Source organism: Enterococcus sp. CSURQ0835, from assembly GCF_902706605.1.
GTDB lineage: Bacteria > Bacillota > Bacilli > Lactobacillales > Enterococcaceae > Enterococcus_A.
This window is the reverse complement of the sequence record NZ_CACSLH010000019.1, coordinates 18946-41770: the sequence shown is the minus strand read 5'-3', so window position 1 is coordinate 41770 and position 22825 is coordinate 18946. Positions and strand designations below refer to the sequence as shown.

The following is a 22825-nucleotide window of genomic DNA, read 5'->3' as shown; positions in this document are numbered from 1 at the left end:
CGTGGAAAGGTAGCGAGTGGCCAGCAGAGCAATGCGCTGCCTAGCAGTAGTAAGGTCATCTTTCAATCAGCTCCTTGTCATTTACTTTAGCATAAAATCTAGAGTAAGCGTCAGCAGTCTTACGATTTTGTTCGTTTATTTTTAGCTGATTCTCTTTTGAGTGAACCCGTCTCAGCCTATACTGAAGACGGGAAAAGTTTTTAAAATTTACTTCCCTCAGCAGACAGTGTTCCCCGACTGTCTGCTTTTTAGTGTGAGCTGTTGCCGAAATTTTCTGACATTTCACTTCGAACCGCTTGAAAAAATGAAAAAGAACAGTTATTATGATTAGAACTAACTGTGAAAAAGGAGTTGCTGCTGATGGAGACCGTTCAAAAAAAAGATGTGACTTTTTATGAAGGCGTCTTAGCCTGTGTTCCGACTGTCATGGGTTATTTAGGAATCGGACTTGCCTTAGGGATCGTTGGCAAAGGAATCGGATTGAGTGTTTGGCAAGTGCTCTTGATGTCGGTTTTTGTTTATGCCGGCAGTGCGCAGTTTGCGATTTGTGGCTTGTTAGTGCTTCAGGCGCCCATTTTTTCGATTGTTTTTACAGTTTTTTTCATCAACTTACGCCATTTTTTGATGAGCTTGTCGGTCGCGCATTTGTTCAAAGCTGATTCATTGTTGACTAATGTTGGAATCGGGAGCTTATTGACGGATGAATCTTACGGAGTTCTAGTAACAGAGATGCACGCAGGCAAAAAAATTTCCAGCCAGTGGATGCATGGTTTGAATGTCACGGCCTACTTAGCTTGGATCGCCGCGACGACACTAGGCGCACTACTAGGCAACTTTATTCCAGATCCAAAAGTTTTTGGTTTAGACTTTGCGTTGACCGCGATGTTTTTAGGTTTATTTTGGTTCCAAGTCAAGTTGCCATTGCTGAAACGTCGCCAACAAACTATTTTGCTCTTGGCTAGTACCGTGGTGAGCTTAGTTTTGTTGATGCGAGTGACGACTGCTGAAATCGCCGTGATCGGAGCCGCACTGATCGGCTGTACAGTTGGGATGGTGACCCGTGATGAGTAATGCCTATTTTTTAGCGGTCATTTTAGGTAGTGGTGTCGTGACGGTGATCCCGCGAGTCGTACCGTTTTTCTTGACCCGTTCGGTGACTTTCCCGAAAAAATTAGAACGTTTTATGAGCTTTATTCCTGTCACGATTTTGACTGCTTTGTTTGTCCAAAGTTTATTGACCTATCAAGCAGGTGAATTTCCAAAGATCAAAGGCTTGGAACTTCTAGCTTGTCTACCGGCTTTTTTCATTGGAGTGAAAACAAATAGTTTATTAAAAATCGTCTTGACTGGGGTCGCAACGATTGCATTGCTCCGTTTCTTTCTTTCGTGATGGAATTCCTTCCATCACTTTTTTTGGTTAGAAATTTGAAATAGTTTGTGTATTCCAATTTTTGTGAATATAATAACAATAACTGATTTGGCGGAATAAAGACGCTTAGCGCAGTTTTGACGAAATGATTTTAAAGTGTTTCGCAAAAGAGCTCTTGGTTAGACTTTTGAGAAGCCAGCCAAAAAAATTTTAGGGGGACTCTCATGATTCGTTTATTGAAAGCTGAAACTATCATTACAGGTGACGGACAGACCGTGATCAAAAAAGGCGGCGTTGTTTACGAAAATGAAGTGATCAAAGCAGTTGGTCATTTTGATGAATTAGCAAAAAAGTATCCAGTGGCGGAAGTGGAAGATTTTGGTGAAGCGACGATCTTGCCAGGCTTGATGGATGCGCATATTCATTTAGGGTATTATTGGACTCAGCCTGATTTGCATCACTACAATGATTTTATGATCGCGTACTACGCGCAAAAACAAGCCCAGACTTGTTTAGAAAAAGGCGTCACTACCATTCGTGATTGCTGTGGGCCACAATTTTTATTGGAGACTTTGCGCTTAGCTGCTGAAAAAGGTTTTGTGAAGGCACCACGTATTTTGCACACCGATCGCGGGATCTGTATCACTGGCGGTCACGGGCATGAAGATGGGATCGAAGAAGTTGATGGCGTCGACAAGATCGTCCATACGATTCGCCGCCAAAAACGTGACGGTGCCGACTGGATCAAAATGTTGACGACTAATCGCGATGACATTTGCGAATTTTCACAAGCTGAGTTAGACGCTGGCGTTGCAGAAACCCATCGTCTAGGATTAAAATGTGTCGTTCATGCCGGTACCCAACCGGGAATCCAAATGTGTATCGATGCCGGGTTTGATACGATCGAGCACGGCAACTTTTTAACGGTGGAACAAGCTCAAACGATGGCGCAAAATGGCCAGTCATGGACGCCGACGATGTTTGCGTACCACTACTTAGCAGAATTCAATCAAAAAGTACAAGCCGTTGGGATCGACAACTCCAATCAATCAACCGAGACATATTCGCATCATTTAGACTTTTTTGAAGCCTCAGTGGAAGCGTACGAAGAACATTTCAAAAAAGCCTATGATCAAGGAGTGACGATCTTAGCCGGAACGGATATGGTGATGTTAGAAGCGCCTGCTGTCCCGATTGTTGAAGAATTGGAATTGATGGTACGCTATGGTTTGACACCGATCCAAGCGATCCAAACAGCTACGGAAAATCCGGCGCGTGTTTTTAATCTAGCAGAAGTAACTGGGCAATTAAAAGCTGGTTTACAGGCAGATATTTTAATTGTTGATGGCGATGTGACCAAAGACATTGAGCAATTAAGAAACGTTCGTCAAGTCTTATTAGCCGGACAAGTAGTCAACTAAAAAATGGGAACGGAGTGGTGGAAACTGCTCCGCTTTTTTGTTTGATCACTTAACTTAGTTAGTGACAAAATTGTTAGCTAAGAGAAATCTGATTCTATGGTGGACTTTTTTTCTTTTTATTATACTGAATCCAGTAAGCGTATTTAGGGGGAATTTTTTTATGAAGAAGCTTTTAATCGGCTTAGTGACGATCATCGTGGTGGTGATCGCAGGACTGAAAATCGCTGAGCAAGTCGTGATGGGCGGCGATATTTATTATGCCCAAGTCACGACAGAAGGTGAGCGGAAAGAAGAACGAGATGATACTGGTCGAACGTTTTTAAAATTTGATTATTCGCTACCTGGTTTTGATAAAGACGGGAACGAAAAGCAGTTGGAATTTTCTGCGATTAAAGACCGGCCACTGCGGAAAGATGCTTATTTGAAAGTCACGTGGAATAAAAATAAAGGGGTCACGTCGTATGAAGAAGTCAAAAAGCCGGAGATCCCACAAGCAGCACAATTGAAATTAAATTAGGAGGCAACTAAATGACAGAAATTGTAGCAGTCAAGGAAGTGACCAAGACATATGGCAAAAAAAATGAGCAACAAACCCAAGCTTTAAAAGGGTTGTCTTTTGCAGTAGATAAAGGAGAATTCGTCGGGATCATGGGCGCTTCAGGCTCAGGCAAATCTACGTTGTTAAATATTTTAGCGACCTTGGATCGTCCGACTAGTGGAACTGTCACCATCAACAAAAAGGATGTCACCCAATTAAAAGGAGATCAGCTAGCGGAATTTCGCGGTGCGGAGATCGGTTTCATCTTCCAAGATTTTAATTTACTAGAAAGTTTGACTGCCGCTGAAAATATCGCTGTACCGCTATCACTGCAAGGTGTCAAAGCTAGTGAGATCAAAGAGCGAGTCGAACAGATCGCAAAACGTCTGTCGATTACGGAAATTTTAAACAGTTATCCAGCTGAGATCTCAGGCGGTCAAAAGCAGCGGGTAGCCGCCGCGCGGGCGTTGATCACTCAGCCGACGATTTTATTAGGCGATGAACCCACCGGCGCGTTAGATTCAAAAAGCGCACGGGATCTATTAGATACAATGGCTGAATTAAACGCAGAAGAAGTTTCGATCTTACTGGTGACTCATGATCCATTTTCGGCTAGCTATTGTCAGCGGATCTTATTCATCAAAGACGGTGTGATCCATCAAGAACTTGTCCGAGGAACACAAGACCGTTTGACTTTTTATCAGACGATCCTTGAGATCTTAGGCACGTTGGAACAGTAGGAGGACGGATTGATGTTGATGAAGTTAGCGTTGACGGGAATCAAAAGTCGCTTGAAAGATTATGTTGTACTGTTTTCCGGGCTAGTGATGGCCGCGGCGATTTTTTATATGTTTGAAGCACTGGCGAGTAATCCTGAATTTTTACAAGCGAATTCGATGATCTCTTCGGTGGTCTTCGTTTTTCGGTTTGGGACAGTATTGCTGAGTATCATTACGTTGGTTTATATTTTATATGCCAATTCATTTTTACTGACGATGCGGCAAAAGGATTATGCGATGTTCATGATGCTAGGAGCTAAAGTAAAAAAAATCGCCCAATTGATTTTTTTGGAAACTTTTGTCGTGGGAATCGTTGCCACTTTAGTCGGTTCAGTCGTCGGGATTGGATTGACCGTTGGGGTGGAAAAACTCCTTGTTTCACGATTGGACTTGGCGATTACTAAATTTTCCGCCTTCAATTTGCATGGTTGGTTGTTTACACTGTCCTTTTTTGTGATTTTATTTTTGATTGCAGCTGCGTTGAATGCGCGCGCGATCCGTAAAAAACCGATCTTAGAATTGTTACACGCCAGTCAAACACCTACCCGCATGCAGCGAAAAAACAGTCGTTTAGCGATCGAAGCTTTAGGTGGAGTGATTTGTCTTGCGATCGGCTATACGATGTTGAAGATGATCGCGACCTTTCAATTGTTAGGGATCGGCGTGGCGCTCGTGACGATCGTCTTGGGTTCGTATTTGATGTTTCATTCGGTCATCATTTTTTGTTTACAACAATTGAAAAAAAAGGATCGGATCGCCCTGCGGCAGTTGAATAATTTTACGTTGTCACAATTAAGTTTTCGGATTCGCGATTATACGCAAATGCTGGCGCTCGTTTCATTGTTGTTTGCATTAGCGCTAGGAGCATTGACTGTTGGTTTGAGTTTTAAAAATGAGATCAGCGAAATGACCACCAATGTGTCCGCCTATGATCTTGTATTAAACAATGCCCAAGAAGTAGCACCACGAAAAATCGCGGCGCTGCATCCGACCAAAACGGTTAGTTATGAGCAAAAAGTCAAAGGTGACACACTTTATTATGTTAAAGAACAATTTGATCAAACGCCCTTGCAGGCGCGAGAATTTGTCAGTCAACAGACGTTCACAACTAAAAAATATGACGGCAGTAAACTAGTGACCGATCTGGCCGCGCAAGATCAGTTGCGCAGTTTGGAACTGCCTAGCCAAAAAGAAAAGACACTTCAATTCGTCTCGCGTGCAGAATTCAATCAAGTAGCTGCGCCTGTGACCAAGTTGCAAGTGGTGCAAGTCAACGATTTTATGGCTACATTACCACAACTCAAAAAATTAGCTGCAGATAATGAGCGTCGGAACCCCGAACTTAAGCAAGTCGACGGCAGTTTCAGCCAAAAAGTCACGGCGTATGCTACGTATAATGCACTGTTTTCCGGTTTTGAATTCATGGGCTTTTTCTTAGGGCTAGCCTTTTTGACGATGTTGGCCAGTTGCTTGATGTTTAAGATCTTATCTGGAGCCGCCAGTGATTTACGTCGCTATCAAATGTTAGAAAAAATCGGAACGCGCCGCAGTCTTTTGAAAAAATCGATCCGACAAGAACTAGGCGTTTTATTTTTAGCACCGGGCATCTTAGGCTTGGTTCATGTTCTATTCGGTTTACAGATGTTCAGCTTTTTATTGGGCGATCCGTATCAAAAGATTTGGCTGCCGATCGTGATCTTTATCGTACTTTACGGCGTTTATTATGGCTTGACTGTTTTACTGTATACGAATTTAGTAATGGGGAAAAACGACTTGCAGTCTGTTAATTAATGAATTGAAAAAAGCTATTTAAAAAAATAGCAGCCGAATCTCTAATAATTAAACAAAAAGTGGCTGACAGCTGTGGCGTTTACAGTTGTCAGCCACTTTTTTGACGAGTTCAACTAATCGATAGCGGTTACTTTATGAATTTTTTATGGCGTTTTTAAAGTTGTTTCGTAAATTTGCTAAAAAATGAGCAATGAGGATAACGTTTTTTATTTAAATCTGCTATAGTTTACCTTGGACAATTTAATAAAGAAAGAAGTGGTTCAGGTGAACCGGGTAAAACAAGTCTTTTCAAATCGTTGGGGGATCATGCTGACGGTTAGTTTCTTGTTTTGGGCTAAGACGATCCTAGCCTATTACCTTGATTTTTCATTAGGATTACAAGGCTCGATCCAATATTTGATTTTGTGGCTCAATCCGATTGCGACAACACTTTTCATTTTTGGGATCTTCTTGTACATCAAAAAAATCAAGCCAGCGCTTGTAACGTTATTCGCGCTCGATGTGCTCAATACGTTGATTTTGTATTTGAATATCATTTTTTATCGCGAGTTTACGGATTTTGTTACGATCAAGTCGGTGTTAGGTTTTTCCAAAGTTTCAGATGGGATCTCAGGTAGTTCGTTTGCGTTGATGAAACCTCACGATGCGTTTTATTGGTTAGATATCGTAGTCTTTTTGGTAGTGTTGTTGGCGGTGTTGTTTAAAAAAATCAACCTCGACAGCAAGCCAGTCAAAAAAACTTTTGCAATCGCCATGACGTGTCTGTCGGTCTTGATCTTCACGGTGGATCTTTCCATGAGTGAAGCCGATCGCCCACAACTATTACAACGGACCTTTGACCGCTCTTATATCGTGAAATATTTGGGGTTGGATGCTTTTACCGTGTATGACGGGGTGAAGACCGCACAGACTAGCAGTGTGCGAGCCCATGCTTCCAGTAACGGCTTAGATGATATCAAGGCGTACACGCAAAAACATTATGCCGCGCCAGATCCCAGCAAGTATGGAATCGCCAAAGGGAAAAATGTCATCGTGATCCATCTAGAAAGTTTCCAACAATTTTTGATCGGGATGAAAGTCAACGGTCAAGAAGTCACACCGTTTTTGAACAGTTTAGAAAATGATAAACAAACGTTAGCTTTTGATAATTTCTTCCATGAAGTCGGGCAAGGAAAAACGTCTGATGCCGAAAATATGTTAGAGACCGGGACATTTGGGTTGCCGCAAGGGTCGCTGTTCACCCAACTTGGTTCAGATAATGTCTTCCAAGGTGCACCAGCGATTTTGCAGCAGCAACAAAATTATACGAGTGCGGTTTTCCATGGAAACGTCGGTAGTTTTTGGAATCGTGATCACGTCTATAAAAATCTCGGCTACCAGAATTTTTATGATCGTTCCTACTTTAATAAATCAGATGAAACATTAGGTTATGGGATTTTAGATAAAGATTTATTGCGCGGTTCAGTCAGTCACTTGGAACATTTGCAACAACCATTTTACGCGAAGTTTTTGACCGTTACGAACCACACGCCGTATTACACGGATGACAAAAATTTTGATTTTCCAGGTCTAGATACGGGCAACAGCAAAGTCGATAACTATGTGAAGACGGCTCATTACTTAGATGAATCACTGCAACAATTTTTCACTTATTTGAAAGCTTCAGGGATCTATCAAAATTCGATCTTTATGATCTATGGGGATCATTTTGGGATCTCAGATACTGACAATAAAGATTTAGCTAAAGCATTGGGTAAAGATCCCAATACGTGGAATAAAAATGATGATGCGCAGTTGCAACGTGTACCGTTGATGTTTCATATCCCAGGTTACCAAAATGGTGGTATCCAACATCAATACGGTGGTGAGATCGATGTTTTACCAACGCTTTTGCATTTGCTAGGTATTGATGATAAGAGTTATCTCCACTTTGGGACGGATCTTTTGTCTCCCCAACATGATCAAGTCGTGGCATTCCGTAATGGGGACTTTGTGACGCCAAGCTTCACGGAGCTCAGTGGAGACACGTATAACGGTCAAACGGGTGAAAAGATCGATCCGAAACAAACGGGCCAGCAAGCCGAAGTTGAACAGGATCAAAAACAAGTCAAAACAGCACTCAGTCTCTCGGATAAATTGAATCAAGAAAACTTATTGCGTTTTTATAATCCGCAAAACTTCACACCAGTCGATCCGAAGAAATACAATTATAAAAACCAAGACGAGCGGAATGAGAAGCTGGAAAAAACTAAGGGTGCAGCTTCCACTAGCGTCTTTTCAAAAAATGGTAACAAGACCACTGTTGATCTTTATCCGCAAGATACACCATCAAATGGCCAACAATAATAAAAAATCTCTTCTCGCTTTTAAAGGGGAAGGGATTTTTTTGCGCACAAAAGTAGCTGGTTAATGATCTGTTACATTCACTTAAATTTTTCAGCCTTCCGCCCGATGCTGGGATTTTTTCCTTTGCTAAACTAATGTAACAGAAATATTTCAACGCTAAACGTTGTTAAGTCAACGTCTAAAGACTTTTTGAAAAATAATTTAAAAAAACATTGCCAATTTGTTTCTTTAATATTACAATAACGTTACAAAGAAGAAACGAAATATTTCAAAATAAAAATTAAAACCATTTGAAGAGGTGCAATTATGAAAAAAGTAGTAACGATGATCAGTTTGATGAGCGGAATTTTAGTCTTTGGCGCGTGCAGCCAACAAGAAGCGGCACCGAGTGCGACACAAGCAACAGCTGAGACTTTAAAAATAAAAGAAACAAGACCAGCAACAAGTGCAACTGCAACTAAAACCACGACTAGTAAAGATGAAGTAGCAACAGCTAGCACAAGTGCAACTGCCTATAGCACCACCACTAACACTTACGATTCAAGCAGTTCTAGTCAAGCACCTGTTGCAACGAACCAAGTGTCCGCTTCAAGTCAAAGCCAAGTTGCAACGACAGAAACATCAACTGCGCCAGTCACAAGTGAAGCGAGTACCGCAAATTCAACTACGACTAATTGCAGTACAGCTACAACGACTTCAACAACGGACATGCAATCTGCTTTTGTGGAAGGGGAACGCAGTGATTTAGGTCCAGCGATCCCAACTGATTTATTGAACGCTTACCGTACGACGATCTCACAAGCTGGGGTCAATGGGGCGACGTATTCGGATGAAATGTTAACGCAATATTACTATGCCGGCGTGCGTTATGGTGATTTTGGCACATTGCTTCAATGGTCGGACGTGACCAAGGCATCCCAGTGGAAGTTTTGTTAGAAAACTATTTCCGTTACAACGGTCAAAATGCTGACGGTTCAGAAGCTGTTTTAGATGCTGCAACGATGCAAGCTTACCGCAACTGCATCACATTAGCTGGCTTAGACGCAACGAGCTTTTCTGATGAACAATTAAATGGCTACTATCACGAAGCACACTTGTCAGGTGACTTCGGGACATTATTACGCGCAGTCGCTCGCGACCGCGGCTTAGATGCAGACCAATTAGTGGCAACTTATATGGCAAATAGCAAATAAAAATTAAATACAGCACAAAGACAACCACCGGCAAGATTTTCCTTGCCGGTGGTTTTTGCTTACAGTGCTTCGATTAAATAAATTAAGGCCAAGTGCAGTGGATAGAAAAGATAAAAGAAATTTTTTTCCCACGCTCGCCCGTGCCCTCCGCGTTTACCGTTATATAACCAAATCAAAGGCAAAGCGGTGATCAACATAAATTCGCTGTCAAAGGTCAGCTGCTGGTACAATGTCACACCAGCTAGTTGACTGTAGCTAACCAGCGCGTGAGCTAACAATAATAAGCAAAATAAAAGATAAAAACGATCCGCTAGTTTAGGCCGTGGGGATTTTTTTCGCCAATAAAATAATAATGCAACCGGTAATAAGTACAATCCACCTTCAGTTAAGCAAATGACTGGGACGAGTAGCACTGCACTTAACCAACCCAACACCCGTTTTCCACCTGCTTGTTTCCAGCCACTGTCGATCAGCCAGATAAAGGCAAAGAGTAGGGCGAGTGTCAAGAAAATATTATTACCGTTGAAGAGCAAATACCAGCTGAAATGGCCAGTCAACGGATCAAGATAATGGTGGGTCAACCAATTGTGCGCAACATTCAGTCCGATCATCACCACGGCACCTAATGATAACCGGCGCAAGTAACGGCTTTTGCTGTGGGTATAAGTAAAGCCTTCTACTAATAAAAAAACAAATAATGGCGCTACGAAACGACCTAATAGATTGACCCAGAGCGGCCAGTGGAGTTGCCTACCAAAATGGGTGTTGAGGTGATCGATCAACATAAAGCTTGTTGCTAGTATTTTTAATTGTAAACCCGATAAACCTGTTTTTAACATAGTTTCCTCCTATTCAAATAATCCTCAGTCTAGCAAAAAAATCTTGGCGAGACCTCCGGCGTAAGTCGGGTTTTTAAACGAATCGATCCGCTTTGCAAACTTTCGCTGTTTTTCACCGGATTCTTCAGTATAATGAAAAACGTTAGGGGTGAAAAAATGGAACGCACAAAAATATTAAAATTAAATGGACAATACATCGGGATGCAGATGCCTTATTGGATGGGGTATTCAGTATTGTCGACGTTTACGTCAGTTTTTCTACTGGCACGAGAACTCACCAATAGTCAGATTGGGATGATCTTGGCGTTAGCGAATTTATTAGCCGCGATCCTTCAACCGTTTTTAGCGGCCTTTGCGGATCGAATGGTCAGGCTCTTGCTGTCACAACTTGCTGCATTATTGGCAAGCGGCTTGATCTTGTTGGCGGCCAGTTTGCTAGTTGTTTCGGATCAGGTGTTTTTGATCGGCGTGATTTACGTCTTACTGTATGCTAGTTTGTTACTTTTGCAGCCGCTGACGATTGCGATCGGGACATTTTTTATCAGCCGTGGTTATGCTTTGAACTTTGGGGTGGCCCGCGGGTTAGGTTCGTTGGCCTTTGCGATTGCGGCGACGATCACGGGCTTATTGATCAAACATTTTTCAGCAATCGTCATTTTGTATGGACTGATGGGGATCTTTTTAGTTTTTGTGCTCGTGACGTTGACATTAGACACGCGAAAAATCGGCGGGAAATATTCAACCCATCAGCAGACAGTCCAAAGTGCAGCTGCGACAGCAAATGAAGAACCGATCGATCTTGTGAGCTTTGCGAAAAAATATCACCGGTTTATGAGTTTGATCGTAGGTGTTTCGTTACTATTCGTCTTTCACAATATCGTCAATAATTATATGTATCAGATCATGCAGCCGCTGGGTGGAAGTGCTAGTGATGTCGGCACTTCTTTATCGATCGCAGCCTTGTTCGAGCTACCGACGATGTTTTTATTTCTAGCAATTTTAAAATTTTTTAACGTCAGCCAGTTGATGCGGGCGGCGGCTTTATTTTTTTCAATTAAAGCGGTCATCATTTTACTAGCAGGCAATCTGTTCATGATCAACCTCGCGCAAAGTTTACAGATGACGGGCTTTGCGCTTCACACGATGGCCTCGGTCTATTACACCAATCAGATCATTCCGCAAAAAGATCTCGTCAAAGGGCAGACGCTCATGATCGCAGCCAATACTGTTGGCGGGATCATCGGTTCATTTTTAGGCGGTCAGCTACTGAGTTTCTTTTCGGTGCAGGCGATGTTACTAGCTGGGACAGTGATCTCGATTGTTGGGACACTGCTTGTATGGGGGAGTGTGGAAGATGTCACTGACTGATGAACTTGTGGCAAAGATCTGCTACACCCCTCTCGTCTTTGCGCGAGTCAATAAAAAGTTGCAACAGCAGTTAACACCTGACGAGATCAAACACTTAGTTCAGCTAGTGTTAGCAGATGAGCGGAGTGTCATCATCCGCCGCGGGAAAAATTTTTATCTCACTAATCATTTTTATCATCTTTGTTTGACAATCAATGCGTCTACTTATCGTTTGATCACAGCCGATAAAATCAACGACTGAGCTTGGGCTTGGTCGTTTTTTTAGTTTGACTGATCCAATGGAGGAACAAGGTACTTGCGATCAAACTCAGTGTCAAAAACCAACAAGCTTTGACGGCGGTTGGTAAAAAAGCAAGTCGACTCATGAAAACTGAGCTGCAAGAACTGCCGATCAAGATCGCGATATTTTGGATCATTCGTTGAGACAGCAGTAAAAAACCACAAAAAAAATAGCTGAGCGATCAGTAACGATCACTCAGCTAGGTCATTTTTTATTGGCGGGAATGTGTGGGAATCGAACCCACCCAAGAAGCTCTTAACTCCTCATACTGGTTTTGAAGACCAGAGGGAACACCAGAACCCATCCACTCCCGAAACATGAATATCATACCACTAACTAAAATCAAAAGCAATCTTCTTTTAGATAAATGTTATTAAATAAGTAGCCGTTTGGAAAATACTTATCGTTTGAAACTGATTTAAGAATGAATTGTCAAAGCTAAGTTTACAGTCGAAGGTTATGAAGGGATAATCACAGATAGCTGTAATTTTAACAGGACACGATGAAGCAGAAAATTTTTTTCGATTGGTAATGAAAGTATCGACTCAGGAAGGATTTCCTTGAGTTCAGGAAGTATTTTACTCTAGGAGTTTTGGGTGTGCTATAGTCAGATTGCTTCAAAAATAATTTTAAGGAGTGTTCATCATGCACAAAAGAACACTTTTAAAAGGTTTGGTCCAAATCATACTGTTTATGTTGATCATCTGGATTCTCTTGGCTAAGTCGCCTGATTTTTCGCTGCTAAATTTTTTCGCTGGTACGATAATATTTGCATTGGGTGTAATCGCAAATATTTATTTAGAAAGCTCACGTTTGAAAAAGCAACCTTAAATTTGTGATCGTTTAGCCTTGGTCTCTGCCGCTAGCCAAATCTTGGTGCAAGCCCCAAAACAACCAGCTGATTTTTTCAGCTGGTTTTTATTTGTCTAAGTGTTGCACAGCATAATCCGCTTCTACTTCAGTAAATTTGTCGGTCACAACTAAACGTTCCTTTATTTCTGGTGTAGTTAGCTGCTCTTTTTGATACTCATGTGCTTTAAGTAATGCGTTTTTATTCCAATCAGTTGTCAAGTGATCGATGGCAAATTGCGCTTCGGCTGCAGTAAAAGCATCACCCGTTTCAGCTGTCAACTGGTCATAGATCGCCGCTTTAGCTAGGTGCATGTCCGTCGCGTAAGTTCGAGCCACCACGAGTGCATTCTGCTTCCAATCCATTTTTAAATGAGCTAATGCGTAATCAGTCGCCGCTGGTGAGAAGTGTTCGCCATAAGCTGAGGTTAATTGTGCATACAAGGCTTGTTTAGATAAATGAAGCTTGTGGGCGTAAGCTTTCGCTTTTTGAAGAGCTTGTGAATAATCAGCCGGGAGCTTTTCAGCTGAACTCTGTGCAGATTGGTTGATTGTCGTTTGGGTGGCGCTCGCTGTTTGCGTCGGGGCAGTGGAAGTTGTTGTTGTTGTTTGGTTCGTCGTTTGAGCACTGCAGCCGGCAAGGGTCAACAAGAGTAAACTCAGGACTAATTTTTTCATTACTGATCCACCGCTTTTCTAGTTGAGATGATCAGCATCATGGGGCGGCGAAATTCGTCTTTCATCCCAGGTTCGGCTAATAACTCAGCTGGCGGAGTCGGTTCGATTACTTGTTCAAGCACAAAACCTGCCCGTAAGAGACTTCCCAAATACGTCGTCAGCGTGTGCGGTGGTATTTCGTTACGGAGCTGCCTAAAAAATTCGTCTCGCGCACACCTTCTTCAAAATAATGATCCACTGGGAAATGTTCGATAGCACCTGTTTGATCATAGATCCAATCTTGCGTACCGCTAGCAGTAAAGAGGGGATGTTCGACGGAAAAAAGCAATTGGCCCCCCGGCTTTAAATAGTGCTGGATCTGAGTTAAAAGTGTTTCGAATGATGGTACATAATGGATCGCTAGTGAGCTGATCACGAGGTCGAATGAATCTTTGGGAAACGTGACGGTTGCAAGGTCACCTTGTTGGTAAGTCACATTTTTAAAATGATTTTTTTGCTGCGCGACGGCTAACATTTTGGCTGATAAATCGACACCGATCACTTTTTTAGCACCGTGTTCAGCAGCATACAAACAATGCCAGCCGTAGCCGCAACCGAGATCCAAAACCGTTTGTCCAGTCAGTTCCGACAATAATTTTTGAAACGCCGGCCACTCACCCGCAGCGCTCAAACCTTTTTGGCTCCGGTCCATCTGCTGGTATGCCGTAAAGAATGGTTCATCCTCGTAATTATTTTTCATCCGTTAGCCTCTTTTTCATGATCAGATCAGTTTGCGGATCGTTTCCTAAAACAAAGGTGTGAGCACCAACTTGTTCAAAGCCTAGTGAGCGATAAAAATTCAACGCCGCTTGATTGTGTTCCCAAACTCCTAGCCAAATGTCACTGCGTTTTTCGGTGCGGGCAATTTCGATCGCTTTTTCGATCAATTGCCGGCCTAAGCCTTGGCGTTTAAAATTTTTTCGAATGTAGATCCGTTCGACTTCTAATGAATCAGCGCCCATTTTTTCAGTTTGAGCATCAGCGACATTGAGTTTTAAGTAGCCAGCTAGTTGTCCAGCTTGTTCGATTGCAAAAAAACGAGACGCTGGATTTTCTAATTCAGCTTGCAATTGTTTTGGTGCGTAAGCTTGATCTAAGTACAACGCCAAATCAGCGGGGGTGTTTTGCGCGCCAAATGTATCACGAAACGTCTCGCGGCTAATAGCGATTAGTGCATCCAGTTCGTTTAATGTAATTGGTTTAATTGTAGTCATCCTGTCAAATCCTTTCAAAAATTAGTGCCAACCAGTAAAGACGAGAGGAGTGATCCCCAAGAGATTGAGTAAGTATAAAACAGCGACCATCCCATTGATCAAAACAGAGAGCAAGATCACCGAAAAACGAATCGTCGGATAGCGATAGCCAGTTGGACGAGTTCCGGCAAATTCTCGCTGATAAAATTTTTTCGTCACTAGGACTAACAAGGCGATCACTACTAGTTGGAAGATAAATCCTAATCCGTAATGACCAGGATATAAATGTTGTAAAAAGTAACCGCCAAACGCGATCAAGTCTAAAATAATAGCAAGTATCGGCATGAAAAATCCTCCTTGAGAGTTTAGTTGTCTTCTTATCTTACCAAAATTTTTGGTTTTAAATCGAACGCGTGAAAAAATTATTAGAAATATCAACGAAATTTGATACACTAAAAACAGCACGTGAATTTTTAAAAGGGAATGAAGACGATGACGATCAAACTAAAGAGCCGATTAGCACAACCTAATGATTATCCTGAGTTACTGGCTTTATGGGAAGAATCAGTGAAAGCTAGCCATCATTTTTTAACAGCTGATGAGCGGGCAGCGATCAAAGCTGAGCTACCCTATTATTTCCAAGCCGTGCAACTAGTGATTTGGTATGAGACACCGGAAGACTGGATCGCTTTTAGTGGGGTGTCAAATGAAGGAGAAGAATTGGAAATGCTCTTTATCGCGCCTCGCTATTTTCGACAAGGCTACGGCCAAAAAATCATTGGGCAACTCTTAGCACAAGGTCTGAAAAAAGTGGATGTGAATGCCGAAAATCCAGCAGCACAAAAATTTTATGAAACACAAGGGTTTTACGTTGTTGGTAAAAGTGCGACCGATGGGCAAGGGCGGGCGCATCCGTTAGTGCATTTGGCTTACCATACAAAAAAAGAATAGCCGCGCCATTTTCTCCTGTGGTAAACTGAAGAAAAAGATCAAAGGGAGAGGCTATGGCAAAAAAATATTATGCACCTACGACAAAGACCTGGCATTCGTGGCGTTTTCTAAAATTGCGGCAAAATGATCCCAAATACCGTGCGGCGTATTTAGCCGCTGCCAAACAACGGAAACGCCGCCGCGGATTCCAGCTTTTATTGGGCATCCCGCTCGTGGCAATCGTGATTTTTTTTAGTTTAGTTGCGATTGGGACAATGGGGGAAGAAAAAGAACCTCCTACATCCGTTGTGCCTTCTGTAAGTACCGAGTCAGAAAGCTCGACCTCGACTACATCAAGGTCAATGTCTCCTGCTAGTTCGCCGGCTACGACTTATTATTCTGAGTCAGTGGTTCAGCCAGTTCCCCAACCTGCTCCAGCATCGACACCAAGTTCGACGTATTCGACTGATGCTCCGCCAATCAGTAACAGTGAAGCATCACGAACGCCTCAACCTAGCACAGCGACTTCAGCGCCACTTCCCGTTGATCCGCCAGCGACTAGTTCAACGGTCCCAGCAGAAACGCCGGCTAGTAGCGCGCCAGTTGAGCAGCCAGAAAATTAAAAGTAAAAGACCCTCGGGAATTATTTTCCGGAGGGTCTTAATTGGGTGATGCTAATCGCAAAAAATGCTAAGCTGATCGCTAAACAGGCATTTTGATGTTGAAGGCCTAAAAATAAGAAGGCGAGCCCGATTAAAAAATAAGTCAAATGGCTGTTGGCTTTTCTCATCGTTCACTCTCATTTCCTTTTCTTTTAGTATACCATGATTGATTGGGAATTTATTAGATTATGAGAATTAGCTGTTGAGGTGAAGCAGTTAAATTTTTAGGGATTGAAAAAAGCACAAAAAAATAGCATCTGCTTCTGTCTTGAGCAGACACTATTACAAAGAACGCCAATCGTTCATGAGAGTTTTCACTCCTTATGCAGATTTTTTCAATTCTTTGACTGCTTGTTCAATCGTAATCCCTTTAGCGAAATGCTTTGCGTTCTTTTTATCAAAAGCGATAAAAATATTCAAATCAGTATCAAGGGTTACACGATATTGCAGTTCAGTGTTATGAAATGTCATATACCATTCTCCTTTCTTTGTGTCACGAAAGGGCACTAAATCGGTTCATAACGAAATTCCTTTATTATAGTAGCACGGATTGTGAGACTTAGCGAATAAAACGACCGCTAAGTAAGAACTAGTAAAAAAAGAATCGTTTTTTGAATAATTAAAGCGCTTTTTTTATTTAATGCTTAATGGGAGCTGTCTTGGATCAATTTTTCTGGTGCAATGACGCGAATTGTTTTCGTTTCTTTTTGATCATCTTTTGTAAAGAGGACCGTGATCAGTTGATCTTTTTGTTTGGTTAGTTGGTAAGGCAAACTGAAATAATTTTCGGTCGTCGTCAATGAAAAACCAGTTTCCTTAATCGTGACGGTCGTCCCCACTGGTGCATCGCCTGAGATAAAAGCTCGGCCTTTTTGATCGGTGGTGAATTCGTTGGCGATGTAAATCGGTAACGTTTTAGTCTCACCTGTTTTTGGCAACCGATTCGTGGAACTAACGGGTTGTGGCTTGGCAACGATCTCTGCTTCTTCGGGATCATTAATAAAAGCAAATAATCCGATAATTGATAACATTACACCGCAGACTGCGATTGTTTTTTTGATTTGGTTTGGTTTTTTATCAGTGAAATACCAGATGGCAAAAATTGCGGCAACGAACAAAATAATAAATAATAAAGGCATCGCTCTTCCTCCTTATTGTTATATTATAATTCTAACAAATAATTAAAAAACTCTCATCTAATAACCCTTGAAATTCGTTGATTTCTTTTTAAAGGTTCAATTTTCGGCCAATTGAATCCCAGTCGAGGGAAAGTTTCTCCTCACACTTTTAATAATCAAAACAGCAAAAAATAAAATTTCCCATTTGAATTTTGAAAAATCTGACAAAACTTTCATTTCTCGCGGGTTATCATTTATCAGATCAGCAAAAACGTAGTAAAATAAAACTAACGAATAAAAGGAGTGGTTGGATGAAACCAGAAGAAATTTTAGAAAGAGTCAAAGCGATGATCGGTGATGGTAACCTTGAAAAAGCCAAGAACTTTATGGAAGAGCATAAAGAAGACTTAGGCGGGTACTACGATCAAGCCAAAGAATTTATTGAAGGCCATGATGGTGATGTAGATAGCCTAGTCAACAAAGTCAAAGGACTATTTGGCGGAAAATAATAAGTTACAGATAAGTCTGGCAAATCACAGTCAGGCTTATTTTTTTTGCAAAAAAAGATTTGACAACCTCAATGAACGGTTGTATGATTGCTTCAAGTTAAAATTGTCTGAAAAAATGATGAACGAAGTAGAAGTAAGATGTTTTTGTTCAGAAAGTCGATGGTGCTGTGAATCGATCAAGTCTTACGTTGAATTACATTCATCAACTTACAATTGAATCAGTTGAAAGTGAAAAGCGCAGGCTTTTAAACAAGGTGGTACCGCGGAGAGATTCGTCCTTAGATTAAGGATGAGTCTCTTTTTTTAGTTGAAAGGAGCGAGGAGCATGAACTGTGGCGGTGTGATTCGATATTGGTTTTTCATTTTGTCCTAACTAAAAAACGAAAAGAGGAAAAATGATGAGAAAACAAACAACTGCACCATCCTTAAAAGAAGCAAGTCTGATGTTAGTAGTGATCGTCTTGAGTATTGCATCAGGTGTGATCGGGCTGGGGATCTCCCCGAACATCGCGATTTTATTTGCGATCGCATTGGTCATGCTGTATGCGAGTCTTAAAAAATATTCTTTTGACCGCCTGCATAAAGGGATCGTTGAAGGGATCAAGCCAGGGATCATTCCCATTTTGATTTTTATTTTTGTTGGGGCATTGATCGCTGTTTGGATTCAAGCGGGGATCATTCCTACGCTAATGGTAGTGGGCTTTAAGTTACTGAGTGTTCATTGGTTCGTGCCTTCGATTTTTGTTGTCTGTGCGATCGTCGGCAGTGCGGTGGGAAGTGCCTTCACTGTCATGTCTACGATTGGGATCGCCTTTTTTGGTATCGGAACGACTTTAGGCTTAAATCCTGCTTTAGTGGTGGGGGCGATCGTTTCAGGTGCGGTCTTTGGTGATAAGATGTCGCCGTTATCTGAATCAACGAATTTGGCAGCTGCGGTAGTGGATGCAGACCTTTTCGCTCATATCAAACATTTGATGTGGTCTACCTTGCCGGCGTTTGTCATTTCATTTCTATTGTATGCCTTGATCGGTCATTCTGATCACACGGCCAGCTTGGAAAAAGTTCAAACGGTGACCGCTGTTTTAGAAAAACAATTTATGATCTCTGGTTGGTCGATCGTGCCATTATCTTTGATGTTTATCTGTGCTTGGAAAAAGATACCCGCATTAGTCACGATTTTATTAAATATTTTTGTGGCTGTCGGAATGATTTTGATTCAAAACCCGCATACGAGCTTGAAGGCAATCGCCAATGTGATCGAATCAGGCTTTGTCGCACACACAGGTAATCCGCAGATCAATGCTTTATTGAGTCGCGGGGGAATCGAAAGTATGTTGCCGACGGTCTCTTTGATTATTTTGACGCTCTCACTTGGGGGCCTGTTGATGGAATTTCAATTGATCACGACGGTCATGCAACACGTTGCGACTAAGTTGACCAATCCAGTTCGGCTTGTAGCGACGACTTTGGCCACGAGTATTGGAGTGAATTTATTTATCGGTGAACAATTTCTCTCAGTTATTTTACCTGGCAATGCGTTTAAAGAAGTCTACGAAAAAGCCGGTTATGATCCTACCGTTTTAGGGCGGACGTTAGAAGACGGCGGGACTGTGATCAATTATTTAGTACCTTGGGGCATTGCTGGAAGTTTCGTGGCGGGAACATTCGGCGTTCCGACGTTAGCATACTTGCCGTTTGTTTTCTTTAGTTTACTTTCACCAGTCTTTTCATTAGTCAGTTCGATTACGGGTCTAGGGATGGATCAAGCCCAAACTGAGCTGACAGCAGTTACGGATGCTTAGATTTTTCAACTCCTTTACTGACTGTAGTCTTCACTTGTTGAAGCCTGCAGTCTTTTTTTGTTAAATTTTAGTTTGGCTTGCCTACTTGAAGGGAGTCTTGAAAGCTTGTGTTCAAATTTTTTGTGATAACTTAAAATCTTGGCGCTACTACACGAATTTTTTTATTCATAACTTGTTATACTAGAGGTAAGATAGCAGATAAAATACGTAGGTTGAACTGTAGGGATAATTCTAGCTAGTGATTGGTCTAATAAGGACAAAGTTTTTAAATATTTTAGTCGCTGGATCATATTTTTTGTTACAAAGTGCTGATAATTTGATAAACTTAATATGTGGGTGTTATTTTTTAAAATTTGAAATGTATTTTTATTTGAGGAGCAAAAAATGAAAAAAAAACTTTGGAGAATCAGTGCAGCGCTTTGTCTGGGGTTCCTATCATTGAAAGGACCGGAAGCTTTAGCCGCTAACCAAGTCCTTTACCGTCTGTACAATCAAACAAGCGGGGAACATTTTTTTACGCTCGACCAAAATGAGCGTGAGCAATTGATCAAAAATGGTTGGCATGATGAAGGGGCAGCTTGGGAGACACCGGATAAGGGTGATCCGGTCTATCGCTTGTATAACCCGCTGACGGATGTGCACCATTACACGAAAGAACAAGCTGAGTATGAGCGTTTGGAAAAACAAGGTTGGCGTGGAGAAGGGGAAGCGTTCAAGACGCTGACCAAAGACCAGGCAAAGGCCAATCGAAGTGAGATCGTCACGATCAAACGAGCGTATAATCCAAACGCGACTGAAGCGGCTCACAATTTTACGAGCCGAGATGCCGAACAGAAAAATTTGATCGCCAAAGGTTGGCATGATGAAGGTGTAGCATTTTATGGTTATAAGCCTCAAAAAGAATTAGCCGTCGTTAAAATTTGCTACGCTGCTGGCAGTAAAGAGTTGGCGAATGCCCTTCGAAAAAAAGTCGAACAGGGGCAATCACTAACAGTTAAAGCTAAAGAATTTGAAGGGTATCGTTTGATTAGCGGCAGTCCCGAGCTCGCATTATCAAAAGTCGATGGCAATACGACGGTCACATTTGAGTATGCGGAATTGGCCAATGCGAAAAGTCTGGCAAAATTAAAAGATAAGATTCGTAAGACGACACGGCTCGTGGCGGCTGATTATTCATCAGCTAGTTGGGAGCGCGTCAAAAATGCGTTGAAGAGTAGTTACGATGTTGCCTATAGCGGGAATGCGTTGCAAAAAGATGTCTTTGACGAATTGACAAAATTAGAAAAAGCGACTGCGAAATTAGTACGGGTAAAAGGTCTGACTGCAACGTTACAATCAGTCGAACAAGTCGAAGAAAAAAATTTCAATCCCAAAGGTTGGCAGAAATTTGGACCAGCGCAAAAAAAAGCGCAAGCTGTTTTGGCCGATCCCAAAGCAACGCAAAAGCAAGTCAATCAAGCACATCGTGAGTTGAAAAAAGGAATCGATCAGTTAGTCTATGTCAATGATTTGAAGACGCTTTACCAAACAACAGCTAAGTTGAAGTCAAACGAGTATACGCGTTCTAGTTGGAAAGTTTTAGCTGATGCCAATAAAATGGCAAAAAACGTTTTGAATGATACCGACGTTGAACAAGCTGCCGTCAATTCAACTTTTAAAAATCTGCAAAAAGCTCAGCAAGAATTGCAAGCTAAAGGGGATAAGCGTCATTTAAAAACATTAGTCAGCCAAGGGAATCAACAACAAGCCAAAAATTATACGAAAACGATTTGGGATCAGCTGACAAGTGCGATCAGTTCCAGTCAACAAGTTTTAAAGGATGAAGAAGCGGTGCAAAGTCAAGTCGATGAACAAACTCAAAATTTACAACTGGCATTAGACGGGCTAGAAAAACGTGGTCAGGTCAACGAATTAGAAAAAATTTATCGGGAAGCTAAAAGTTATCAAGCGGAAGATTATGCTCAAGATACATGGTCCGCCTTTGCGACTTGCCGAAAAAACGCTCAGCAAGGATTGAAAAACAAAAAAGAACTCTCCCAAGCTGAAGTTGAGCGTCTGATGAGTGAATTAAAAGCAAGTCAAGAAGCGTTAGTCAAGGTGGAAGAGAAATTAACATCACCTAATTGAGTTTTACTAAAAGGGAGTCAAAGCAATAGCGCCTACGATTACGGGATACTGGTAATCGTAGGCGCTATTTTTTATAGTTCAAGTTTAGTCGGGACTTTGGCCGACTTTGATCACAAAATCTTCGGTCAAATACGTGTTGGCCTCTTGAACGAATCTTTTTAAATGCGGTGTCTCATTGTGCTGATCGACACTCCTTTGATTGCGCCAATGTTCGATGATCATAAACTCATTTTCAGTTTCGACACTTTCTAAACAGTCATAAAATAAAGCGCCATCATCTTGGCGGGAAGCGGTGACCAGTTCTTTAACAAACGTTAAAAATGCGGCTCGCTTTTGAGGCGCGACTTTCAAAAAAACATTGATCATGATCATAAACTTCACCCTTTCGTACGTTTGCTTGCAGTATAGCACGTTTTAAAAAAATTGTCTGAAGTGGGTGGTGATTTGCTATAATAAAACAAAAAAGAGGTCAGAGGATGGAAATCGTTGAAACATATAATGCGGAATTGTCACCGCTATTGAAAGAAAAAATCTTTGCGTATAGCGAGGCGAACTTGCCACCAACGATCGATACGTTAGCAGAAAGTTATTTAGGTTGTTACTTGTATGAACAAGGAGAATTAGTTGGTGGCATCACTGGACATTGCTATTGGAACATCATGCACGTGGACTTTTTTTGGATCGATGAGCGATTGCGGGGACAAGGTCAAGGCAGTCGTTTGTTGCACAAAATGGAAACGATCGCCAAACGAGAAAAATGTCACGTCATGCATTTAGAAACTTTTTCGTTTGAAGCACCACGTTTTTATCAAAAGCAAGGCTTTGTTGAATTTGGTAAATTGGAAAATGTGCCGATCGACGACTGCGATTATTACTTTTTCAAAAAAGAGTTGCGATAAAAAAATAAAAAAGTTTGAGCTGATCAGCAAAAGTGTTGATCAGTTTTTTGTTTGTGAAATGTAAAGGCTGAGTCGTCTCTCCGTCGCAAGTCTGA

At 41.7% G+C, this 22825-nt stretch carries 25 protein-coding genes, 1 tRNA gene and 1 pseudogene; 17 read left to right on the top strand and 10 right to left on the bottom strand.

All coding sequences use genetic code 11. The annotated features are described in order from the left end of the window. Nucleotides 1-360 precede the first annotated feature (360 nt). From GVJ38_RS08915 to GVJ38_RS08875, 9 genes are all read left to right on the top strand, one after another. A complete protein-coding gene (locus GVJ38_RS08915) occupies nt 361-1071 on the top strand; it encodes an AzlC family ABC transporter permease (protein ID WP_159722807.1) in 711 nt (236 codons plus the stop codon). After that, nucleotides 1064-1390: an AzlD domain-containing protein gene (locus GVJ38_RS08910; RefSeq protein WP_159722806.1), complete on the top strand. Its 327-nt coding sequence runs from the start codon at nt 1064-1066 to the stop codon at nt 1388-1390. Before GVJ38_RS08915 ends, GVJ38_RS08910 begins: the two co-directional genes overlap by 8 nt. Before the next feature lie 203 nt (nt 1391-1593). Next, a complete protein-coding gene (locus GVJ38_RS08905; protein ID WP_235032854.1) occupies nt 1594-2790 on the top strand; it encodes an amidohydrolase family protein in 1197 nt (398 codons plus the stop codon). Nucleotides 2791-2950: 160 nt separating this feature from the next. Next, nucleotides 2951-3307 (top strand): YxeA family protein, encoded by a 357-nt coding sequence (locus GVJ38_RS08900; protein WP_159722805.1) that lies wholly within the window; start codon nt 2951-2953, stop codon nt 3305-3307. Between the two features lie 11 nt (nt 3308-3318). Continuing rightward, nucleotides 3319-4068 carry an ABC transporter ATP-binding protein gene (locus GVJ38_RS08895; protein ID WP_159722804.1) on the top strand — a complete coding sequence of 250 codons (750 nt, stop codon included), beginning with the start codon at nt 3319-3321 and terminating at the stop codon, nt 4066-4068. A 12-nt stretch (nt 4069-4080) separates the two neighbouring features. Continuing rightward, a complete protein-coding gene (locus GVJ38_RS08890) occupies nt 4081-5898 on the top strand; it encodes an FtsX-like permease family protein (RefSeq protein WP_159722803.1) in 1818 nt (605 codons plus the stop codon). Nucleotides 5899-6204: 306 nt separating this feature from the next. After that, nucleotides 6205-8244 (top strand): LTA synthase family protein, encoded by a 2040-nt coding sequence (locus tag GVJ38_RS08885; protein WP_442896034.1) that lies wholly within the window; start codon nt 6205-6207, stop codon nt 8242-8244. A 306-nt stretch (nt 8245-8550) separates the two neighbouring features. Next, the gene (locus GVJ38_RS08880) at nt 8551-9180 is read left to right on the top strand and encodes a hypothetical protein (protein ID WP_159722801.1); all 630 of its coding nucleotides are present in this window, start codon (nt 8551-8553) and stop codon (nt 9178-9180) included. After that, nucleotides 9165-9437, top strand: a complete 273-nt coding sequence (locus GVJ38_RS08875) for a hypothetical protein (protein WP_159722800.1) — start codon at nt 9165-9167, stop codon at nt 9435-9437. Before GVJ38_RS08880 ends, GVJ38_RS08875 begins: the two co-directional genes overlap by 16 nt. Nucleotides 9438-9496: 59 nt before the next feature. On the opposite strand, the gene GVJ38_RS08870 is transcribed toward GVJ38_RS08875, so the two are convergent. Next, nucleotides 9497-10276 carry a TraX family protein gene (locus GVJ38_RS08870; RefSeq protein ID WP_159722799.1) on the bottom strand — a complete coding sequence of 260 codons (780 nt, stop codon included), beginning with the start codon at nt 10274-10276 and terminating at the stop codon, nt 9497-9499. Between the two features lie 156 nt (nt 10277-10432). On the opposite strand from GVJ38_RS08870, the gene GVJ38_RS08865 reads away from it, so the two are divergent. Next, nucleotides 10433-11644 (top strand): MFS transporter, encoded by a 1212-nt coding sequence (locus GVJ38_RS08865; protein ID WP_159722798.1) that lies wholly within the window; start codon nt 10433-10435, stop codon nt 11642-11644. Next, nucleotides 11631-11885 (top strand): DUF3781 domain-containing protein, encoded by a 255-nt coding sequence (locus GVJ38_RS08860; protein ID WP_159722797.1) that lies wholly within the window; start codon nt 11631-11633, stop codon nt 11883-11885. The genes GVJ38_RS08865 and GVJ38_RS08860 overlap by 14 nt, the downstream gene beginning before the upstream one ends. Here GVJ38_RS08860 and GVJ38_RS08855 read toward each other — a convergent pair. The 6 genes and pseudogenes from GVJ38_RS08855 to GVJ38_RS08830 form a co-directional block, all read right to left on the bottom strand. Next, the gene (locus GVJ38_RS08855; protein ID WP_159722796.1) at nt 11875-12060 is read right to left on the bottom strand and encodes a hypothetical protein; all 186 of its coding nucleotides are present in this window, start codon (nt 12058-12060) and stop codon (nt 11875-11877) included. The genes GVJ38_RS08860 and GVJ38_RS08855 overlap by 11 nt on opposite strands. A gap of 79 nt (nt 12061-12139) precedes the next feature. After that, nucleotides 12140-12236 (bottom strand) — tRNA-Sec (locus GVJ38_RS08850). Nucleotides 12237-12842: 606 nt separating this feature from the next. Beyond that, nucleotides 12843-13451, bottom strand: a complete 609-nt coding sequence (locus tag GVJ38_RS08845; protein ID WP_159722795.1) for an Ltp family lipoprotein — start codon at nt 13449-13451, stop codon at nt 12843-12845. After that, nucleotides 13451-14190 (bottom strand): annotated as a pseudogene (locus GVJ38_RS08840) (class I SAM-dependent methyltransferase). The gene GVJ38_RS08845 and the pseudogene GVJ38_RS08840 overlap by 1 nt, the downstream one beginning before the upstream one ends. After that, on the bottom strand, nt 14180-14704 hold the full coding sequence (locus GVJ38_RS08835) for a GNAT family N-acetyltransferase (RefSeq protein ID WP_159722794.1): 525 nt from the start codon (nt 14702-14704) through the stop codon (nt 14180-14182). Before GVJ38_RS08835 ends, GVJ38_RS08840 begins: the two are co-directional and overlap by 11 nt. Before the next feature lie 21 nt (nt 14705-14725). After that, nucleotides 14726-15028, bottom strand: coding sequence for a hypothetical protein (locus GVJ38_RS08830; protein ID WP_159722793.1), 303 nt, complete (start codon nt 15026-15028; stop codon nt 14726-14728). Nucleotides 15029-15175: 147 nt separating this feature from the next. Between GVJ38_RS08830 and GVJ38_RS08825 the strand changes: the two genes are divergently transcribed. Both GVJ38_RS08825 and GVJ38_RS08820 read left to right on the top strand, forming a co-directional pair. Continuing rightward, nucleotides 15176-15634 carry a GNAT family N-acetyltransferase gene (locus tag GVJ38_RS08825; protein ID WP_159722792.1) on the top strand — a complete coding sequence of 153 codons (459 nt, stop codon included), beginning with the start codon at nt 15176-15178 and terminating at the stop codon, nt 15632-15634. Between the two features lie 53 nt (nt 15635-15687). Then, nucleotides 15688-16236 (top strand): hypothetical protein, encoded by a 549-nt coding sequence (locus GVJ38_RS08820; protein WP_159722791.1) that lies wholly within the window; start codon nt 15688-15690, stop codon nt 16234-16236. A gap of 360 nt (nt 16237-16596) precedes the next feature. On the opposite strand, the gene GVJ38_RS14170 is transcribed toward GVJ38_RS08820, so the two are convergent. Together GVJ38_RS14170 and GVJ38_RS08815 are read right to left on the bottom strand one after the other, a co-directional pair. Further along, nucleotides 16597-16746, bottom strand: coding sequence for a hypothetical protein (locus GVJ38_RS14170; RefSeq protein WP_200849482.1), 150 nt, complete (start codon nt 16744-16746; stop codon nt 16597-16599). Nucleotides 16747-16919: 173 nt separating this feature from the next. Beyond that, a complete protein-coding gene (locus tag GVJ38_RS08815) occupies nt 16920-17414 on the bottom strand; it encodes a hypothetical protein (protein ID WP_159722790.1) in 495 nt (164 codons plus the stop codon). A gap of 290 nt (nt 17415-17704) precedes the next feature. Between GVJ38_RS08815 and GVJ38_RS08810 the strand changes: the two genes are divergently transcribed. From GVJ38_RS08810 to GVJ38_RS08800, 3 genes are all read left to right on the top strand, one after another. Next, nucleotides 17705-17902, top strand: coding sequence for a hypothetical protein (locus tag GVJ38_RS08810; RefSeq protein WP_159722789.1), 198 nt, complete (start codon nt 17705-17707; stop codon nt 17900-17902). Nucleotides 17903-18300: 398 nt separating this feature from the next. Next, nucleotides 18301-19704, top strand: a complete 1404-nt coding sequence (gene nhaC, locus GVJ38_RS08805) for a Na+/H+ antiporter NhaC (protein WP_159722788.1) — start codon at nt 18301-18303, stop codon at nt 19702-19704. Nucleotides 19705-20088: 384 nt separating this feature from the next. Further along, entirely contained in the window at nt 20089-21831 is a 1743-nt protein-coding gene (locus tag GVJ38_RS08800; RefSeq protein WP_159722787.1) for an FIVAR domain-containing protein, read from the top strand. 84 nt (nt 21832-21915) lie between these two features. Here the strand turns inward: GVJ38_RS08800 and GVJ38_RS08795 are convergent, their stop codons facing one another. Then, nucleotides 21916-22203, bottom strand: coding sequence for a putative quinol monooxygenase (locus GVJ38_RS08795; RefSeq protein WP_159722786.1), 288 nt, complete (start codon nt 22201-22203; stop codon nt 21916-21918). 104 nt (nt 22204-22307) lie between these two features. Between GVJ38_RS08795 and GVJ38_RS08790 the strand changes: the two genes are divergently transcribed. Further along, on the top strand, nt 22308-22730 hold the full coding sequence (locus GVJ38_RS08790; protein ID WP_159722785.1) for a GNAT family N-acetyltransferase: 423 nt from the start codon (nt 22308-22310) through the stop codon (nt 22728-22730). The last annotated feature ends 95 nt before the right edge of the window (nt 22731-22825 follow it).

Excerpts from the sequence above, each read along its gene's own strand:
- GVJ38_RS08790 (WP_159722785.1), top strand. The coding sequence starts at position 22,308 with ATGGAAATCGTTGAAACATATAATGCGGAATTGTCACCGCTATTGAAA.
- GVJ38_RS08815 (WP_159722790.1), bottom strand. The coding sequence starts at position 17,414 with ATGCCTTTATTATTTATTATTTTGTTCGTTGCCGCAATTTTTGCCATC.
- GVJ38_RS08820 (WP_159722791.1), top strand. The coding sequence starts at position 15,688 with ATGGCAAAAAAATATTATGCACCTACGACAAAGACCTGGCATTCGTGG.
- GVJ38_RS08855 (WP_159722796.1), bottom strand. The coding sequence starts at position 12,060 with ATGATCCAAAATATCGCGATCTTGATCGGCAGTTCTTGCAGCTCAGTT.
- GVJ38_RS08800 (WP_159722787.1), top strand. The coding sequence starts at position 20,089 with ATGAAAAAAAAACTTTGGAGAATCAGTGCAGCGCTTTGTCTGGGGTTC.
- GVJ38_RS08835 (WP_159722794.1), bottom strand. The coding sequence starts at position 14,704 with ATGACTACAATTAAACCAATTACATTAAACGAACTGGATGCACTAATC.
- GVJ38_RS08860 (WP_159722797.1), top strand. The coding sequence starts at position 11,631 with ATGTCACTGACTGATGAACTTGTGGCAAAGATCTGCTACACCCCTCTC.
- GVJ38_RS08845 (WP_159722795.1), bottom strand. The coding sequence starts at position 13,451 with ATGAAAAAATTAGTCCTGAGTTTACTCTTGTTGACCCTTGCCGGCTGC.
- GVJ38_RS08810 (WP_159722789.1), top strand. The coding sequence starts at position 17,705 with ATGAAACCAGAAGAAATTTTAGAAAGAGTCAAAGCGATGATCGGTGAT.
- GVJ38_RS08795 (WP_159722786.1), bottom strand. The coding sequence starts at position 22,203 with ATGATCATGATCAATGTTTTTTTGAAAGTCGCGCCTCAAAAGCGAGCC.
- GVJ38_RS08880 (WP_159722801.1), top strand. The coding sequence starts at position 8,551 with ATGAAAAAAGTAGTAACGATGATCAGTTTGATGAGCGGAATTTTAGTC.
- GVJ38_RS14170 (WP_200849482.1), bottom strand. The coding sequence starts at position 16,746 with ATGACATTTCATAACACTGAACTGCAATATCGTGTAACCCTTGATACT.
- GVJ38_RS08895 (WP_159722804.1), top strand. The coding sequence starts at position 3,319 with ATGACAGAAATTGTAGCAGTCAAGGAAGTGACCAAGACATATGGCAAA.
- GVJ38_RS08825 (WP_159722792.1), top strand. The coding sequence starts at position 15,176 with ATGACGATCAAACTAAAGAGCCGATTAGCACAACCTAATGATTATCCT.
- nhaC (WP_159722788.1), top strand. The coding sequence starts at position 18,301 with ATGAGAAAACAAACAACTGCACCATCCTTAAAAGAAGCAAGTCTGATG.
- GVJ38_RS08830 (WP_159722793.1), bottom strand. The coding sequence starts at position 15,028 with ATGCCGATACTTGCTATTATTTTAGACTTGATCGCGTTTGGCGGTTAC.
- GVJ38_RS08905 (WP_235032854.1), top strand. The coding sequence starts at position 1,594 with ATGATTCGTTTATTGAAAGCTGAAACTATCATTACAGGTGACGGACAG.
- GVJ38_RS08910 (WP_159722806.1), top strand. The coding sequence starts at position 1,064 with ATGAGTAATGCCTATTTTTTAGCGGTCATTTTAGGTAGTGGTGTCGTG.
- GVJ38_RS08890 (WP_159722803.1), top strand. The coding sequence starts at position 4,081 with ATGTTGATGAAGTTAGCGTTGACGGGAATCAAAAGTCGCTTGAAAGAT.
- GVJ38_RS08900 (WP_159722805.1), top strand. The coding sequence starts at position 2,951 with ATGAAGAAGCTTTTAATCGGCTTAGTGACGATCATCGTGGTGGTGATC.
- GVJ38_RS08865 (WP_159722798.1), top strand. The coding sequence starts at position 10,433 with ATGGAACGCACAAAAATATTAAAATTAAATGGACAATACATCGGGATG.
- GVJ38_RS08885 (WP_442896034.1), top strand. The coding sequence starts at position 6,205 with ATGCTGACGGTTAGTTTCTTGTTTTGGGCTAAGACGATCCTAGCCTAT.
- GVJ38_RS08915 (WP_159722807.1), top strand. The coding sequence starts at position 361 with ATGGAGACCGTTCAAAAAAAAGATGTGACTTTTTATGAAGGCGTCTTA.
- GVJ38_RS08870 (WP_159722799.1), bottom strand. The coding sequence starts at position 10,276 with ATGTTAAAAACAGGTTTATCGGGTTTACAATTAAAAATACTAGCAACA.